We start from the raw sequence: 16,034 nt of genomic DNA on the forward strand, positions 1-16,034 counted from the left end.
CATGCGTATTTCAACTAATCAGCTCTACGATCAGAATATCCGTGCCATTATGGATAATCAGTCCGGTCTGGCTGATACTCAGCAGCAGCTGGCCACCGGCAAAAAAATTAATAAGCCGTCGGACGACCCGGTTGGCGCGGCCAAAGTATTGCGGATGACCGAAGAGCTCGATAGCCTTAAACAGTTCCAACGCAATAACGATTTAGTGACCGGTTCCCTGACCCAGCAGGAAACCATCCTGCGTAATATTACCGATTCGGTTAACCGGGCCCGGGTGTTGACCTTACAGGCGGGGGATGGCTTGTTGTCTGACTCTGACCGAAAGGCGCTGGCATCCGAAATCGGCCAAATCAAAGATGAAGTTTTTGATTTGATGAATTCGCAAAATGCCGAGGGGGATTACTATTTTTCTGGCTATCAGTCCGAAATTCAACCCTTTGTTTTAAATGGTGCGGGCCCCGGCAATGCTTATACTTATCAGGGCGACAGCGGCCAGAACGAAGTGCAGCTTTCCAACAGCGTCACTATTCGCAGCAGTGCCTCGGGTCAGGCTATTTTTGATGATGTAGCCGCCCGCCGCAATTTTAGCATTACCGGAAGTTCAGGCATTTCGGTCGACGAGGCGCTGGTTGCCGGGCAGGGCGACTTTGATGCCTTCTACCGTAACAACTACGATCCGCTCACTCCGGCCAATAATAACTACCGCATTACGATAACTGCACCTAATCAATTGCAAATAGAAAACGTGGGTACCAGTACTGTGGTATCGACGCAAAGCTTTGCGCCGGGTTCGCCTTTTACCTTTGCTGGTATCGATTTTAATTTGCAGGGCGGTGTGGGCAACACTCTTGATTTTCAGTTGGATGCGCCGGAAAAGAAAAACCTGGCCACCACCTTATACGACTTACAACAGGCGCTGGATAACGAGCAAATTGGTGATGCGGATTATCGCGAAGCGCTGGCCGACGCGCTGGTAGGCATTGATAACGGGCTGGAAAAAATCTCTTTGGAAGTGTCCTCCATTGGTGCCCGTTTAAATGTGGCAGAGTCGGTTTACGAGACCAATCTGGATTTAGAAGTGTCGACCAAAGAAGCCCGCAGCGCCATCCAGGATGTGGATTACGCCGAAGCCTCAGCAGAGTTTGCCAAGCAGGAAGCCGCATTAACGGCGGCTTTAACTACCTTCCCGCGTATTTCTAACCTGTCTTTATTTAACTATATTTCGTAATTAAGCTCGGCCAGATACATCCGGCTTTGATTGTCGATATGGCTGGAGTAATACGCGATGTACAGTTTATCATTATGGAAAATCATGCCCGGATAGCTGTTATCGCCACCACTTGGCAAAGTCGCCAGCGGTGTCAGACTGGCAGTTGCCAGGTGCAATGCCCACAGCCGGGTAACAAACTTTGCGCCGGTAAACTGCCTGCCGCAAACCAGAGTAATCTCATCATTAACCGGCAACAACACCGGTGCCCCAATGTAATCGCCCAGATCCTGCCATTGCCAACGGGTGTAGGGCGGTAAGCTGCGACCCAGCTGAGCGGTAAAGCTATCGGCATCGCGCCGGGCTACCGCAATTATTTCCCCCTGGGCAGTAAAATAACAATCGGTTTCATTCGGGTAACCCAACTGATGCCGTTGCTTTGACATCGCTCCGGTGACCACCCGATGCATTTTTCCCCGTAGATGTCCGGCGAATAAGTCCAGTTGCTCGGAAGGCCGATGATAGGCCAGCCCCCAATGCACGCCCTTAAACTTAGTCGCGCGCCACAACCACCAGTTATCCGGACCCGGATCATGACGGGATGACCAGCTAATACCATTATCGCTGAACCAGGTGTAGGTTTTAGCCGCGCCGAGGCTGGGTAACCAGCGCTGATGGGCAAGCAGGTAGAGTCGGTTATTGTCTACACAAAAATGGGGATCGCGCAGATCACCGCCCGGACTAACCAATTGTTGAAAACGCGATGGTTTGCCGTTGGCGTCTATTTCGGCAATAACAATAATGCCATTTTCACTCATATGGTGAGCGCCCTGACGGTAACACACCAACAGACGACCATTAAACAACACCAGATCGCCAAAAGCATTGTGAGTCGGGCCTCTGCATACCCGGGTCAGACGCTTAAGAGTTACTTTCATAGGCCATTTTCTCTTCGTATTTTTGTTTTACCGGCAATACGTTATCACGAACTGACCGGCAACTTTGTGCCGCTGTTTAAAAAAAGAGTGATTTTTTATTAAAGGGAATTTCCCTTTCGTCGATAAAGATGATGAGAGAGCCAGTTCATCAATTACCCCTCAGGTTTTGATGACTACTATTTAAATTGCAAACACCGGAGATCCCGGTAGCCAGCTCGTGCTGGATTGAGAGTGTAGGAGAGACTTTATGTCTATGTTCGTCAATACCAATGTGTCTGCATTAAACGCGCAACGCCAGTTGTTCGATGTATCTAATGCGTTAAGCACTTCATTTGAGCGTCTTTCATCAGGTTTCCGTATTAACGGAGCTGCTGACGATGCTGCAGGTCTGCAAATTACCGATCGTATGACTTCTCAGATCCAGGGTCTGAACCAGGCTGTACGTAACGCTAATGATGCAATCTCATTAACTCAAACCGCTGAAGGCGCGCTAAACGAGACCACGACTGCTCTGCAGCGTATTCGTCAGCTGGCCGTACAGTCACAAAACGGTATCAACAGCTCGGCTGACCGTTTGGCACTGCAAAAAGAAGTATCGGCACTGAAAACCGAAATTTCACGTATTTCAACTGACTCACAGTTTAACGGCCTGGATCTGTTAACCGGCACTTACTCAGCTAAGTTCCTGGTTGGCGCCAACGGCGGTCAGACTATTTCTGTTAACCTGTCTCGTTCAGGCGGCTTTGGTGCTTCAGGCCTGGGTGTAGGTACATTGTCTGTATCTTCAGCCAGCGGCGCATCTGGTGCTTTGGCCCTGGTCGATGCAGCAATTTCCAGCATTGGTGGTGTACGTGCCGACTTAGGTGCACTGCAAAACCGTTTCCAATCGACTATTCGTAACCTGAGCAATATCTCAGAAAACGTATCAGCAGCCCGTTCACGAATCAAAGACACTGATTTCGCGGAAGAGACTGCGCAACTAACTCGTAACCAGATTATCCAGCAAGCGAGTACGACTGTTTTGTCTCAGGCAAACCAGCGTCCTCAGGCAGCCTTACAGCTGTTAGGATAATCCGTTATGACACCCAAGTCAGGGAATGGGGCCAGGAGGTAGTGAACCAGGTATCCGCCTGACACCGGGAGTAAGCTCACTCTCAATCAAAATGAGCATCAGCCGGACGAAAGTCCGGCGCTTTATTGCTTCTAACTAATTGATTTATAAGCTCAATAAAATTTAGTAAAAAAAGGCTAAAGGATTTCTCCTGTCTGCACGATAACTATTACAAAGGCACTGCGAACAATAATAATAAATACGCAAAAGTGTCAGGTTGATCGCCCCAATAACAACAACATGATCGGCCAAACCAGGTTAACAAAAATAATAAAAACCTGGGTAATACAAAAATCGTTAGGAGATTAAAAAATGAGCTTATACGTTAGCACGAATGTGTCGTCGCTGAATGCTCAGCGGCAACTGTTTACCTCAAATAACCATTTGAGTACCGCCTTTGAGCGCCTTTCTTCCGGTTTCCGGATCAACAGCGCCAAAGACGACGCGGCTGGACTACAAATTTCAGACCGCATGACATCACAAATTATGGGCCTGGATCAGGCCGTTCGAAACGCCAATGACGGTATTTCTCTTGCTCAGGTTGCTGAAGGCGCCATGCAGGAAATCACCACCGCGTTGCAGCGTATCCGTGTTCTGGCTATCCAGGCACAAAATGGTATCAATACCTCAGCCGATCGTCTGGCACTGCAAAAAGAAGTGTCTGCGTTGAAAACCGAGATTTCGCGAATTGCGTCGACCTCTCAGTTTGCTGGCGGCGACATTCTTACCGGCACGTTTTCGACTGCCTTTTTGGTAGGCGCACAGGCTGGTCAGTTTATCAATTTCAACCTGTCACGCACCGGGGGCTTCGGCTTCTCTGGCTTAACCAACGGCTTTGATGCCAGCGTGTTAACGGCGGGTCAGGCGTCTGCCACTTTGCCAGTCATTGATTCAGCTATCTCGGCTATTGATGCTAAGCGGGCAGATTTGGGTGCGGTACAAAACCGTTTCCAGTCAACTATCAGAAACTTAAGCAATATTTCGGAAAATGCCTCGGCTGCACGGTCACGTATCAGAGATACCGACTTTGCCACTGAAACGGCGGAATTAACCCGCTGGCAGATTATCCAGCAGGCCAGCACCACGGTACTGGGCCAGGCTAACCAGCGGCCACAGGCTGCACTACAGCTACTGCAAGGTTAATCCTATGCATAAGCTTACGAATGCAAAAAGCGGGGGCAGACTGCATTCGGTAATCGAATAACGATGAGTAGATAAGTAAGAAAAACGGTCGAGTTGCAATATGTGGGGGCAGACTGCAATCGACCGGTGAGTAGAGTGATTTTTTGCAAGACAACGTGTTTAAGCGGGCTAAATAACAAAAGCCACTGGGGCTTTTGTATGTTGAGCTAAGCTGCCGACTGACAGGAATGAAGCCAGGAGGTAGTGAGAGGTATGAGGTCTGAACATCATACCCGCAGTCAGCATGAGCTTGTGCTCAATTTAGCACTGCTTAACCAGGCATTTGCCAGGCAAAGCGTCAGTTTTTTATCACTGACGCAAAAGATAATGCATAGGCTGTGCCAACACGTTGAAGTGATTTTTAAACTGCGTTGAAAACAATTATAAACACAACGCGTACTTTAACTGTTAGGAGTAATCCATGAGTCTATACGTTAACACCAATGTGTCCTCCATGAACGCGCAACGTCAGTTGTTTAGTTCTGGTAACGGACTTGATACCGCTTTTGAACGTCTGTCTTCGGGTTTCCGCATTAACTCTGCCGCGGATGACGCTGCCGGTTTGCAAATCTCAGACCGCATGACCAGCCAAATCCAGGGGCTTGATCAGGCTGTAAGAAACGCCAACGATGGTATTTCTCTGGCCCAGACAGCTGAAGGTGCGATGCAGGAAATTACCACGGCGCTGCAGCGGATTCGGGTACTGGCTATCCAGTCTCAGAACGGTATTAACACCTCCGCAGACCGCCTAGCGCTGCAGAAAGAAGTGTCGGCGCTAAAAACGGAAATCTCACGGATTGCTTCAACCAGTCAGTTTGGTGGGGTAGATATCCTCACCGGTGGTTACTCAGCTAAGTTCCTGGTGGGCGCCAATGCAGGACAGTCTATCAGCGTCAATATTTCACGTACCGGTGGCTATGGATTCTCTGGCCTGACTAACGGCGGCAGTGATCTATCGGTGGCCGATGCGGCGAGTGCGTCAGGAGCGTTAACCACTATCGACTCTGCCATCTCTGCTATTGATGCCAAACGGGCTGACCTGGGTGCGATTCAAAACCGCTTCCAGTCGACTATCAGAAACTTAAGTAATATATCTGAGAATGTTGCAGCGGCAAGATCGCGCATCCGGGATACAGATTTTGCCACTGAAACGGCACAACTTACCCGCTTCCAGATTATTCAGCAGGCAAGTACAACTGTATTATCCCAGGCCAACCAGCGGCCGCAGGCAGCATTGTCGCTACTGGGATAAGTTAAGAAATACCATGAGAGGGTGGAACTGAGAGGCCAACCCTTGCCAGGGAAGGCGGCCGTAAGGCCACCAACAAGGATTAAAACGCCGACTAGCAGAATTGAGAGTGTAGAATTTAAGGTTGAGAGGCCAGTATATTTCTACTATTTCCGCCAGCCGACTGAAACTGAATTTGCTCAAACTCCTAACGTGAGCAAGTTGGCCGGGTCACTATTGACTCGGCCTTTTTTATTTTTATTGCCGAATCGTTTCCCGTCACTTACACCAGAGTTAAAGCAACCACAGTGCCAGAATTTCCAATCTGCCGCTTATTAAATTTATAAGCCCCGGTCTACAAGGGTTCCACAGCTGTTTATTATTTTTAAACTGAACAACGTTATGCTGTGCTGACAATAAATTGACTACCTGAAGCGGTTAAATGTTGCCACCATGGGTTTACCAGCGAGGCAAGAATGTCGCTTAAGCACTGCCGCTTTTACCCTTCCCTATTTTTGTTTGATGCTATGTCAGCTACTGATTCTTTTCATCAAACTCCCGGTATTTTTACGCTCTGTTGGGCGCTGTAAGATGCTTTATTACCTGAATTTAGATAATTTTTTAAAACAAATTACCCATTAAAAACAATTGGTTATATTTTTATTTTGGTTTTTTTTAATTTTTTTCAAAAAAACACTAAAGATTCTCAAGGTTAGGCCGATACCTTTAGTTGAGGGGTAATTCATTTGATGAATTGCGTAGTGTCTGAGAAGCGCTACAACATGAGGTGGTTTAGCAGTTGTTTTTGCGATGTTACATCGCGATAAATGATTCAGTGCTAAATCAGGTACGAAAGGTTATAGCTTAGCAGGATCTGGGGAGATTTTGCTACAGGGATAACCCCAGGAGGTTAACAATGAGTTTATATGTAAATACAAACGTCTCGGCCCTGAATGCACAGCGTCAGCTTTTCGATGTGAGCAACAAACTAGGCACATCATTTGAGCGCCTGTCTTCAGGTTTCAGAATCAATAGCGCTGCAGATGATGCTGCAGGTCTGCAAATTTCCGATCGTATGACATCGCAAATCCAGGGGCTTAACCAGGCCGTGCGTAACGCGAACGATGCGATTTCATTAACCCAGACTGCCGAAGGTGCGTTGGCTGAGGTAACAACCAGCTTACAACGTATCCGTCAGTTAGCGGTGCAATCACAAAACGGTATCAACAGCTCAGCTGACCGTATTGCACTGCAAAAAGAAGTGTCAGCACTGAAAACCGAGATTTCTCGTGTTGCAACCGACACTCAGTTTGGTGGTGTTGATCTGCTTAACGGTGGTTACTCTGCTAAGTTCCTGGTAGGTGCAAACGGTGGTCAGACTATCTCTGTAAACCTGTCTCGTACCGGCGGTGGTTATGGTACTTCTGGTTTATCGCTATCTGACTTATCAGTATCTTCAGTCGGCGGTGCATCAGCGGCATTAACCTCGATTGACTCAGCAATCTCTACCATTGGTGGTGCACGTGCTGATCTGGGTGCCTTGCAAAACCGCTTCCAGTCTACTATTCGTAACTTAAGCAATATCTCGGAAAACGTGTCAGGTGCACGGTCTCGTATCCGTGATACAGACTTTGCAACAGAAACTGCTGAACTGACTCGTAACCAGATCATTCAACAGGCGTCTGTTTCTGTACTGAGCCAGGCTAATCAGCGTCCACAGACAGCGTTATCGCTGCTGGGCTAATAGCCGGATGGTTTATAACCGGCAATTAGTTGCCGGTTAACAAGTTACTAAAACGGGCGTCTGTGTAAGCAGGCCCGTTTAATGCGTTTTAGAACAGGGGGTTAGTTGTGGAAATTTTATCAACACAAATTGGCCAGAATTTTGCTGGTAACATACCCAAAGAGCAGCCAAAAACTGAAACGGAATCCACTCAGGCCGCGATGGAAAGTTCGGCGCGGAATACGCAAAAAAATGTGATTCCGGCAGCAGAAGATGTTCAAGCTGAGCAGAATTCTGCCGATAACTATCAAAGAGAGGAACAGAACCAGGAACTCGATGGTGCGGTTCAGGAAATCCAGTCGTTTTTGCAGGCGCAAAACCGTAACCTGGCATTTTCTGTCGATGAAAACACCAAGCGTTCGGTGGTGACTGTTAAAGATTCCACATCTGGTGATGTTATCAGACAGATTCCATCAGATGAGGTTTTGAGGCTGGCAGATAGAATTAAAGACCTTCAACAAGACATCGGAAGTAGTGTGGGGGTGTTATTTAATAAGCAAGTGTAGAGGTAAGCTATGACTATTCAATCGTTAGGTGTTGGTTCCGGGCTTGCGCTTGACGATTTGGTCACGCAGCTCCTCAATGCTGAGCGCGAGCCGAAAGAAGCGCGCCTTAATGACAAAGAAGAAAGGATAGAAGCAGAGATATCTGCGCTGGGCCAAATCAAGTCCAAACTGTCTGACTTTAAAGACACGGTTGATGAAATGCGGCGGGACTCCGACATTAATGGCCGTGAACCTACTATTACCCACCCGTCAGAAGATAAAGAGATATTTACCGCTGATGCAGCAAACTCTGCACTGCGTGGCACCTATGAGATAGCGGTTTCTGATCTTGCCAGTGGTTCTCGCATCGAGACCGACAATGGCGCATTTAATTCGTCCGCCGACAAAGTGTTGACCGATGGTCTGGGTAAAGCAACCATGACTTTTAAAATCAACAATACTGGTGATAGCTTTTCGGTTGAAGTAACACAAGACATGTCACTGGCAGAGCTGCGTGAAAAGATTAACAACAACAGCGATAATTTTGGTGTTAATGCCAATATTATCGACACCGGAACCGCCATTGGTGGGGCCAAACTGGTGTTTACGTCTGATGTTACCGGTACCGGCAACAATTTGGTGATCGTCAATGATGGCAATCGTACAGAGCTGGATAAGCTAACTACCACCAACTCAACTGAAACCATCACTAACCTGAGCCCGGTAAAAAATGCCAGCAATGCGAAAGCGACCATTGATGGTATTCCGGTAGAAAGTGCCACCAACGAGTTTGAAAACACCATTCAAAACGTGTCTTTTGAGGTCTCCAGCGTGTCACCGCTGGACACTGACGGTGTGACCCGAAAAACGTCCACCCTGGAGATTGGTTATGACCGTAAGGGGTTAGAAACCAAGATCCGTGATTTTGTTGATAACTACAATAAAATCATTGCTGATATCAAGTCATTAACCCGTTACGGTGAGTCTGACTTAGAAGAAGATGGCGCGTTGGCGGGAGACTCCTTACTGCGTGGTATCAGTAATAGTCTGGCCAGTGTTGTAGGCTCAAGCGTGGATAACTCATCTTTGGGTAGCCTGTTTGCCCTGGGGGTTGAGCTGAATTCAGACGGTGAACTGGAGATCCCGGCCACAGATTTCGGTCTGGGTTCGGGTACCGAGCGTCTGGAGGCGGCGCTGGAAGACAATTTTGACGAAATTGCTAAATTGTTTACTGATGAAAATCAGGGCATAGCAGTGCGCCTTTTCGAGCTGACCAAAGAATATACGTCTTACAGTGGCCTGATCAGCCTGCGCGAAAGGGCAGCGAAAGATGACAAAGACCAAATTGCCGATGAGCGGGAGCGTTTCGATCTGCGCATGCTCAACTACGAGCAAATTTTGCGTGATCGATATCTGAATCTCGATCAGACCGTTGCAAGATTAAATCAAACTGGTTCTGCATTGTTAGCAGCATTAGGTTAAGAATAAATAGTTAAACGAGGAATTTTCATGGCACTTTCCGGAATCAATGCTTATCGCAAAGGTAATTTAAAGCAGGATATCGCTAATGCCGATCCGCATAAATTAACCCTGATGTTAATGCAAGGCGCGCTGGACCGTATAGCCTACGCAAAGGGCGCTATGGAGCGACGTGAGTTCGAAATGAAGTCACAGTATATTTCCAGAGTTACCGCAATTTTAATTAATCTGCGCGACACGCTGGATTTAAAAATTGGCGGGGAAACGGCCGAGAACCTGTTTGCGTTGTATGACTTTATGATTGAGCGTCTGAATGAAGCACATATCAAGAATGACTTGAAGATGCTTGATGAAGTGACTAACCTATTAGTACCTATTCGAGACGCTTGGGTTCAGATCCCTGAAGAAGCCAAACAGGAAGCTTATGAAGCTCAGCGTCAAAAACGCCAAGCTGTGTGAACTTAGACGAACTCAACCACGAACTCACGCCCGACGCTTTAAGCGTCATCAATTCTCAAATAATTCAGTTTTTGCAGCAGCCTGATGAGGAATCATCAGGCTTTGAGTCCTTTTATCAGTTAATCAGTCAACGCGACGAGTTTGTGCAGCGCTTTTTAAAAGATGCGGCACCAGCTGATGCCCGCGCATTTGCAGAAAAGGAACTTGTGGTTAATGATAAATTAACGGCATTAGCGCAGGATTTACTGAAATCAGCGAAAGATGATGCAAGCCGTTTTATTCGCAGTCAGGCTGCCATTAAAAAGTACAAATAAGCAACGCTTGTAGTTTGCCGTGCAGTAATAAATGGATTTTTTTGGCGTGAATGACTATATTTGCAAACAAGCGATTTATAACCAATTGTTATGCTTAGTATTTTAGAATTAAGCGAATCTTAGCACGATGTCGCTGTATTTTTAGGCACTGTTGTTGCAAAAACAATTCAATTTCTGGCAATTAGTAACCTGATTGACGAATTTTTGACACCTGTCAGGTTCCGGCTAAAGCGCAGGGCGAATAACAACACAAAATGCCAGCACGCCAAAACAATAACTGATTACAAAGCGGTGGATACAATGACAGTATTTGATAATAAAACAATCCTGATTACCGGTGGTACCGGGTCATTTGGCAAACGCTTTGTCAGTTATTTGTTGACCAATACGGCGCCTAAGAAAGTCATTATTTATTCCCGGGATGAACTCAAACAGTTTGAAATGCAGCAGCAGTTCAACGCGCCCTGTATGCGTTACTTTATTGGTGATGTGCGTGACAACGAGCGCTTGAAAATCGCCATGAAGGATGTCGATTATGTGGTGCACGCTGCTGCGCTGAAACAGGTGCCAGCCGCAGAATATAATCCCAATGAGTGTATCAAGACCAATATTAATGGCGCGCAAAATGTGATTGATGCGGCGATGGCCAATGATGTTTCCAGAGTTATCGCGCTATCCACCGACAAGGCCGCCAATCCGGTAAACCTGTATGGCGCAACCAAGCTGGCTTCCGATAAGCTGTTTGTGGCTGCCAATAATATTTCCGGGGCAACTGGCCCGCGTTTTTCCGTGGTTCGCTATGGCAATGTTGTTGGTTCCCGCGGTTCCGTGGTGCCTTTTTTCCGTAAGTTACTGGCCGAGGGGTGCGAGGAACTGCCCGTGACTCACCCTGAAATGACGCGCTTTTGGATCACCCTTGATGAAGGCGTCGAATTTGTTGTGAAGAATTTTTCACGTATGCAGGGCGGTGAAATATTTGTGCCTAAAATTCCCTCGATTCGGATTACTGATTTGGTTACCGCGATGAGTGGCCGTCCTGATTATAATGTGGTGGGAATTCGGCCGGGCGAAAAACTCCATGAAGTGATGGTGCCAGAAGAAATGGCGCACCATACCCTGGAATTTGAGGATCACTATGTTATCGCCCCTGCAATTGTATTTTTTGATAAGAATATCAATTACAAAGTAAATAAACTGGCGGAGAAGGGCGTGCCGGTCAGCGACAAGTTTGAGTACCATTCGGGTACCAATCCACACTTCTTGTCGATTGATGAGTTGCAGGAATTAGACAAGAGCACGCTATGATCCCGTATGGCAAACATACGATATTCCCTGATGATGTCAGTGCCGTAACCGAGGTGCTGGAGCAAGGCTTTTTAACCCAGGGGCAACAGGTTCCAGCTTTTGAAAAGGCCTTGTGTGACTACACTGGTGCTGGTTACGCGGTTGCCTGTAACAGCGGCACTTCAGGATTACACATTGCCTGCCTGGCCGCTGGCGTAAAAGCCGGTGATGTGGTCTGGACCGTGCCTAATTCCTTCGCGGCGTCGGCAAACTGCGCACGCTACTGTGGTGCCGAGGTCGACTTTGTCGATATCGATCCTCACACCCGTAATATTTGCACTTCTGCACTGGTGGATAAACTGCATCTGGCGGCGGCCGCTAATAAAGTCCCAAAGGCGATAATTGTGGTCCATTTTGCGGGAAGTAGCTGCGATATGGCGGCTATCTCCGCAATAACAGAACCCTTTGGTATCTTGCTTATTGAAGATGCAGCCCATGCCCTGGGGGCAAAGGATCCACAAATGCATAAGGTCGGTGCTGGCAAATATTCCGCTATGACCGTGCTCAGCTTTCATCCGGTGAAATCCATCACCAGCGCCGAAGGCGGCGCTGTACTGACCAATGATGAAGATTTAGCCGCAATGCTGCGATGTTACGCCAGTCACGGTATCACCCGCGATCCGGCTATGTTGGGGGATGAACACCAGGATGAGCCATGGTTTTATGCGCAGTTTGAACTCGGCTTTAACTATCGACTGAGTGACGTGCATGCGGCCCTCGGGCGTTCTCAGTTAAAACACCTTGACGACTTTGTTGCACAGCGTCTGGCTCTGGCAAAGGTTTACCATGATGCGCTTAGCGAACTACCACTGATCCGGCCCGTTTTGGATGAAAACAGCGCCTGGCATCTGTATATGATTGAGCTGACCCAGCACGACCGTAAGCAGGTCTTCAATGCCTTACGTCAGCGGGGTATTGGCGTAAACGTGCACTATATACCAATCCATTTGCATCCTTATTACCAGCAACTGGGTTTTAAAGCCGGGCAATATCCCCATGCCGAGCACTATTACCGCAGAGCGCTGACATTACCTTTATTTCCTGCCCTGACTGCCGATAACCAAATGGAGGTTATAAAGCAGTTAAGCGAGGTATTATCTTGAACATTGCAGTGATCCCGGCCCGTGGCGGCAGTAAGCGGATCAAGGGCAAGAATGTGCGCCCATTCGCAGGCAAACCACTAATTGCCTATTCAATTGCCGCCGCGAAGGCTGCCGGTGTGTTTGATGAGATTATTGTGTCGACGGATTCGGCTGAAATTGCCCGGGTGGCAACGGCTGCTGGCGCCACCTTAGTTATTGAACGTCCTGAGTCGCTGGCCGATGACTATACGGGAACCACGCCTGTGGTCCGTCACGCTATTGAAACTTACACCAGTGCTTCTGGTTCGCCTGACTATGTGTGTTGTATTTATGCCACCGCGCCATTCCTGAACGGTGAATTTATCACCGAGGGCTTATCCCGTTTGCAGCAGGCCGAAGCTATGCATTATGCGTTCTCGGTGACCACTTTTGACTTTCCAATCCAGCGGGCAATTCGTCTGGCCGGTGACGGGGTGGTGCCGGTAGATGCCAGTCAAATGGGCAAGCGGTCACAGGATCTTGAGGAGTGTTATCACGACGCGGGTCAGTTTTACTGGGGACGCACCGATGCATGGCTCACTCATCAACCCATGTTCGCGCCGCACAGTATACCGGTGGTGTTACCTCGTTATCTGGTGCAGGATATCGACACCGAGGAAGACTGGACAAGAGCTGAGCTGATGTATCTGGCTTATGTAAAAGGAGGTAGCGATGATTAACCAGGCAGGATTGACCGCGCCGACGATCATGATTGGCGGCCGCGCTATAGGCCGTCATACACAGCCTTTTGTCATTGCTGAACTGAGCGGTAACCACAGTCAGTCGCTGCAAACCGCCCGGGCAATGGTGAAAGCGGCGGCAGAAAGTGGCGCGCATGCGATTAAATTACAAACCTACACCGCCGATAGCATGACCCTGGATGTCACCGAAAAAGGTTTTGTTATAGAAGAAACCGATAGTCTCTGGCACGGTGCCAGTCTCTACAGTTTGTATCAAAAAGCCGCCACGCCCTACGAATGGCATGCAGAACTTTTTGATTATGCTAAGTCGCTGGGAATGCTGGCATTCAGCTCTCCCTTCGATGAAGCGGCGGTCGATTTCCTCGACGAGCTGGATGTGCCCTGTTTTAAGATTGCCTCTTTCGAGCTGACGGATATCCCGCTGATCCGAAAGGCCGCGTCGAAAGGTAAACCGCTGATTATGTCAACGGGCATGGCGAGTTTGAGCGAGATAGAACTGGCAGTAGACACTGCCCGTCGGGCGGGTTGTGATGAGATTATTTTGCTCAAGTGCACCAGTACGTATCCGGCCGAACCGGTGAATACGAATTTGATGACAATCCCGCATCTACGTGATGCCTTTGGCTGTGAGGTAGGGCTTAGCGATCATACTGGCGGTATTGGTGCTGCCGTAGCCTCTGTGGCGCTGGGTGCCAGTGTGATTGAAAAACATTTTGTGCTGGACCGTAATGGCGGTGGCGTAGATGCCGCATTTTCCCTTGAACCCCAGGAACTTGCTGCGCTGGTAACCGAAAGCGAACGGGCCTGGCAAGCGCTGGGGCAGGTGCGTTATGGTGGCTCTGTAGCTGAAGATAAGGCTAAACAATATCGCCGGTCTATTTATGCCAGTCAGGATATTCAACCCGGTGAGCCACTGGGCCGCCACAATTTAAAAATTGTCAGGCCCGCTTTTGGTTTGGCACCCAAACACTGGGATGCTGTGATAGACAAAAAAGCGACCGGCTTTATCCGTAAGGGCACAGCGTTAAGTTGGGAGCATGTAGGTCAATGAGTACCTTAGTGTTTTGTACTGGCGGTGGTCAGCAAAGCGGTATTGGTCATGTTATGCGCTGCCAGGCGTTGGCGCAGGCAGCAGAAGAGCAGGGTCTTGACAGTGTGTTTATCGTTAACCCTGCTGCCCGGCAGTTTATCCTGCAACGCCATGACTGGACTGGTCGCGTGGAACTGGCCGTTGAAGGGGAAAATGCTTTAATCGAACAGCTACTGAACACGGCAGATTCGGCTGAGGCCGCGCTTATTGTGCTCGATGGATACGGCTTCAGCGAAGCTTTTATCCGAGCTATTAGTGTTGCCAATGCGCCGCTTTTACTGCTGGACGATATTCGCCAGCCAGGCTATCAGTATGCCGACATTATTTGCAATCCGGCGGGAGAACCCTGGCGGGATGCCTATGCTCAGGCAAACCCCGGGGCGTTATTGTGTCTTGGGGCTGGTTTTCGGCTGTTGCGACGGGAATTTGTTGCCACTAACCCGCTACCATTGGCGCAGCGCTTTAGTTTAACGGTTAATCTTGGGGGCAGCGATCCGACCGGATTAACCTTGCCGTTGCTAAAGGCACTTTGTCATGAGTTACCAGAAGCGCCTTTTCGGGTAGTAACCGGGCCAGGATTTGATGGGGCGTCGCTAAGTGCGTTAGCAGACTTTATTGCGACTTCAGAATGTGCCATTCAGCATATCCATAACTGCCAGGATATGGCGGATTTGTGGGTTAATTCCCGTCTGGCGGTAGCCGCTGCCGGTGGTAGCCAGTTTGAGCTTGCCGCCTGTCATACACCCTCGGTGTTGTTGGTGGTGGCAGAAAACCAGCGTCAGGCCAGTAATCAGGCTGCCAGTCAGGGTTGGTGTGAGGTGTTTGAGGCAACCGACGTTGTGGCGTTAAACGCATTGGCTGCCCGCGTTAAGGCGCTGTGGCATGATGATAAACAACTTAATACTATGTATGAATCGGCAGCGCCGGTAGCCGTTCGCGATGGTGCCTGGCAGCTTATGGCGGCCATTGCCACCTGGCGCAATCGAACAATGGAAACTTCATGTTAAGTGATGAGCCGGTTAATCATTACACGTTGTCGGGGTATCAGGTTGAACTGCTGCCCATGACACAGTTGCATCAGGAGCAACTGCGTAACTGGCGTAATCAGGCAGAGATACGTCAGCAAATGTTATCCGATGAACAGATTAGTGAAGAACAACAGCAGGCATGGTTTAAAAAAACCGAGCGGGATCCCAAGCAATTACACTGGGTGATCAGTTTTCGTCAGCAGTTGATTGGTGCTACCAATGTTAAATCATTGGAAAACGGTAAGTCTGTGGCGGAGTCCCGGGTGCTTGAACCCGGTTTATATATTGGTGAGCGGCGCTATCAGGGTAATATTGTGGCTTTCGCTCCAACACTGGCCATGTATGATTTTTGTTTTACTTCGTTGGCAACCGAGGTCTTTCGGGCGGTAGTTAAACGGAGTAATGTCAATGCAATGAGTTACAACCTTAAGCTGGGCTATAAAATTGTGGAAGATAACGAACTGTGCGTACTGGAGCTGAATCAGGCGGCTTATGAAGCGGCGACAGCGCCCATCCGCCAGTTTCTTGCTCGCCCGGCACGTAAAAAAAATAAATGAGGTAAAG

16 protein-coding genes are annotated in these 16,034 nt (G+C 48.7%); 15 read left to right on the top strand and 1 reads right to left on the bottom strand.

Going from position 1 to position 16,034, the window contains the following annotated elements; all coding sequences use genetic code 11:
- Position 1: 1 nt before the first annotated feature.
- A complete protein-coding gene (gene flgL, locus BFC17_RS05580) occupies positions 2–1,228 on the top strand; it encodes a flagellar hook-associated protein FlgL (RefSeq protein ID WP_070175485.1) in 1,227 nt (408 codons plus the stop codon).
- Here flgL and BFC17_RS05585 read toward each other — a convergent pair.
- The gene (locus BFC17_RS05585) at positions 1,216–2,145 is read right to left on the bottom strand and encodes a hypothetical protein (RefSeq protein ID WP_070175486.1); all 930 of its coding nucleotides are present in this window, start codon (positions 2,143–2,145) and stop codon (positions 1,216–1,218) included. The genes flgL and BFC17_RS05585 overlap by 13 nt on opposite strands.
- 247 nt (positions 2,146–2,392) lie before the next feature.
- Here BFC17_RS05585 and BFC17_RS05590 point away from each other — a divergent pair, with 247 nt between their 5' ends.
- The 14 genes from BFC17_RS05590 (at position 2,393) to BFC17_RS05655 (ending at position 16,027) form a co-directional block, all read left to right on the top strand.
- The gene (locus BFC17_RS05590; RefSeq protein WP_070175487.1) at positions 2,393–3,217 is read left to right on the top strand and encodes a flagellin N-terminal helical domain-containing protein; all 825 of its coding nucleotides are present in this window, start codon (positions 2,393–2,395) and stop codon (positions 3,215–3,217) included.
- 351 nt (positions 3,218–3,568) lie between these two features.
- Positions 3,569–4,399, top strand: coding sequence for a flagellin N-terminal helical domain-containing protein (locus tag BFC17_RS05595; protein WP_070175488.1), 831 nt, complete (start codon positions 3,569–3,571; stop codon positions 4,397–4,399).
- Positions 4,400–4,859: 460 nt separating this feature from the next.
- Positions 4,860–5,690, top strand: coding sequence for a flagellin N-terminal helical domain-containing protein (locus BFC17_RS05600; protein ID WP_070175489.1), 831 nt, complete (start codon positions 4,860–4,862; stop codon positions 5,688–5,690).
- A gap of 892 nt (positions 5,691–6,582) precedes the next feature.
- Positions 6,583–7,410 (top strand): flagellin N-terminal helical domain-containing protein, encoded by an 828-nt coding sequence (locus BFC17_RS05605; protein ID WP_070175490.1) that lies wholly within the window; start codon positions 6,583–6,585, stop codon positions 7,408–7,410.
- A 107-nt stretch (positions 7,411–7,517) separates the two neighbouring features.
- Positions 7,518–7,955, top strand: a complete 438-nt coding sequence (locus BFC17_RS05610; RefSeq protein WP_070175491.1) for a flagellar protein FlaG — start codon at positions 7,518–7,520, stop codon at positions 7,953–7,955.
- Between the two features lie 9 nt (positions 7,956–7,964).
- Entirely contained in the window at positions 7,965–9,416 is a 1,452-nt protein-coding gene (fliD, locus tag BFC17_RS05615; protein ID WP_070175492.1) for a flagellar filament capping protein FliD, read from the top strand.
- A 27-nt stretch (positions 9,417–9,443) separates the two neighbouring features.
- Positions 9,444–9,872, top strand: a complete 429-nt coding sequence (gene fliS, locus BFC17_RS05620) for a flagellar export chaperone FliS (protein ID WP_070175493.1) — start codon at positions 9,444–9,446, stop codon at positions 9,870–9,872.
- On the top strand, positions 9,869–10,186 hold the full coding sequence (locus BFC17_RS05625; RefSeq protein WP_070175494.1) for a hypothetical protein: 318 nt from the start codon (positions 9,869–9,871) through the stop codon (positions 10,184–10,186). Before fliS ends, BFC17_RS05625 begins: the two co-directional genes overlap by 4 nt.
- Positions 10,187–10,486: 300 nt before the next feature.
- Positions 10,487–11,491 carry a UDP-N-acetylglucosamine 4,6-dehydratase (inverting) gene (gene pseB / locus BFC17_RS05630; RefSeq protein WP_070175495.1) on the top strand — a complete coding sequence of 335 codons (1,005 nt, stop codon included), beginning with the start codon at positions 10,487–10,489 and terminating at the stop codon, positions 11,489–11,491.
- Complete coding sequence (pseC, locus tag BFC17_RS05635; protein ID WP_070175496.1) at positions 11,488–12,633, top strand: UDP-4-amino-4,6-dideoxy-N-acetyl-beta-L-altrosamine transaminase; 1,146 nt, start codon at positions 11,488–11,490, stop codon at positions 12,631–12,633. Before pseB ends, pseC begins: the two co-directional genes overlap by 4 nt.
- On the top strand, positions 12,630–13,331 hold the full coding sequence (pseF, locus tag BFC17_RS05640; RefSeq protein ID WP_070175497.1) for a pseudaminic acid cytidylyltransferase: 702 nt from the start codon (positions 12,630–12,632) through the stop codon (positions 13,329–13,331). Before pseC ends, pseF begins: the two co-directional genes overlap by 4 nt.
- Positions 13,324–14,403 carry a pseudaminic acid synthase gene (gene pseI, locus BFC17_RS05645; protein WP_070175498.1) on the top strand — a complete coding sequence of 360 codons (1,080 nt, stop codon included), beginning with the start codon at positions 13,324–13,326 and terminating at the stop codon, positions 14,401–14,403. The genes pseF and pseI overlap by 8 nt, the downstream gene beginning before the upstream one ends.
- Complete coding sequence (pseG, locus tag BFC17_RS05650) at positions 14,400–15,449, top strand: UDP-2,4-diacetamido-2,4,6-trideoxy-beta-L-altropyranose hydrolase (protein WP_070175499.1); 1,050 nt, start codon at positions 14,400–14,402, stop codon at positions 15,447–15,449. The genes pseI and pseG overlap by 4 nt, the downstream gene beginning before the upstream one ends.
- A complete protein-coding gene (locus BFC17_RS05655; protein ID WP_070175500.1) occupies positions 15,443–16,027 on the top strand; it encodes a GNAT family N-acetyltransferase in 585 nt (194 codons plus the stop codon). The genes pseG and BFC17_RS05655 overlap by 7 nt, the downstream gene beginning before the upstream one ends.
- Positions 16,028–16,034: the final 7 nt, after the last annotated feature.

This window comes from Marisediminitalea lipolytica, from assembly GCF_001758465.1.
Lineage (GTDB): Bacteria > Pseudomonadota > Gammaproteobacteria > Enterobacterales > Alteromonadaceae > Alteromonas > Alteromonas lipolytica.

Bases quoted from the DNA above. Each gene is read 5' to 3' on its own strand.
- flgL (WP_070175485.1), top strand. From the start codon at position 2: ATGCGTATTTCAACTAATCAGCTCTACGATCAGAATATCCGTGCCATT.
- BFC17_RS05585 (WP_070175486.1), bottom strand. From the start codon at position 2,145: ATGAAAGTAACTCTTAAGCGTCTGACCCGGGTATGCAGAGGCCCGACT.
- BFC17_RS05590 (WP_070175487.1), top strand. From the start codon at position 2,393: ATGTCTATGTTCGTCAATACCAATGTGTCTGCATTAAACGCGCAACGC.
- BFC17_RS05595 (WP_070175488.1), top strand. From the start codon at position 3,569: ATGAGCTTATACGTTAGCACGAATGTGTCGTCGCTGAATGCTCAGCGG.
- BFC17_RS05600 (WP_070175489.1), top strand. From the start codon at position 4,860: ATGAGTCTATACGTTAACACCAATGTGTCCTCCATGAACGCGCAACGT.
- BFC17_RS05605 (WP_070175490.1), top strand. From the start codon at position 6,583: ATGAGTTTATATGTAAATACAAACGTCTCGGCCCTGAATGCACAGCGT.
- fliD (WP_070175492.1), top strand. From the start codon at position 7,965: ATGACTATTCAATCGTTAGGTGTTGGTTCCGGGCTTGCGCTTGACGAT.
- fliS (WP_070175493.1), top strand. From the start codon at position 9,444: ATGGCACTTTCCGGAATCAATGCTTATCGCAAAGGTAATTTAAAGCAG.
- pseB (WP_070175495.1), top strand. From the start codon at position 10,487: ATGACAGTATTTGATAATAAAACAATCCTGATTACCGGTGGTACCGGG.
- pseC (WP_070175496.1), top strand. From the start codon at position 11,488: ATGATCCCGTATGGCAAACATACGATATTCCCTGATGATGTCAGTGCC.
- pseI (WP_070175498.1), top strand. From the start codon at position 13,324: ATGATTAACCAGGCAGGATTGACCGCGCCGACGATCATGATTGGCGGC.
- pseG (WP_070175499.1), top strand. From the start codon at position 14,400: ATGAGTACCTTAGTGTTTTGTACTGGCGGTGGTCAGCAAAGCGGTATT.
- BFC17_RS05655 (WP_070175500.1), top strand. From the start codon at position 15,443: ATGTTAAGTGATGAGCCGGTTAATCATTACACGTTGTCGGGGTATCAG.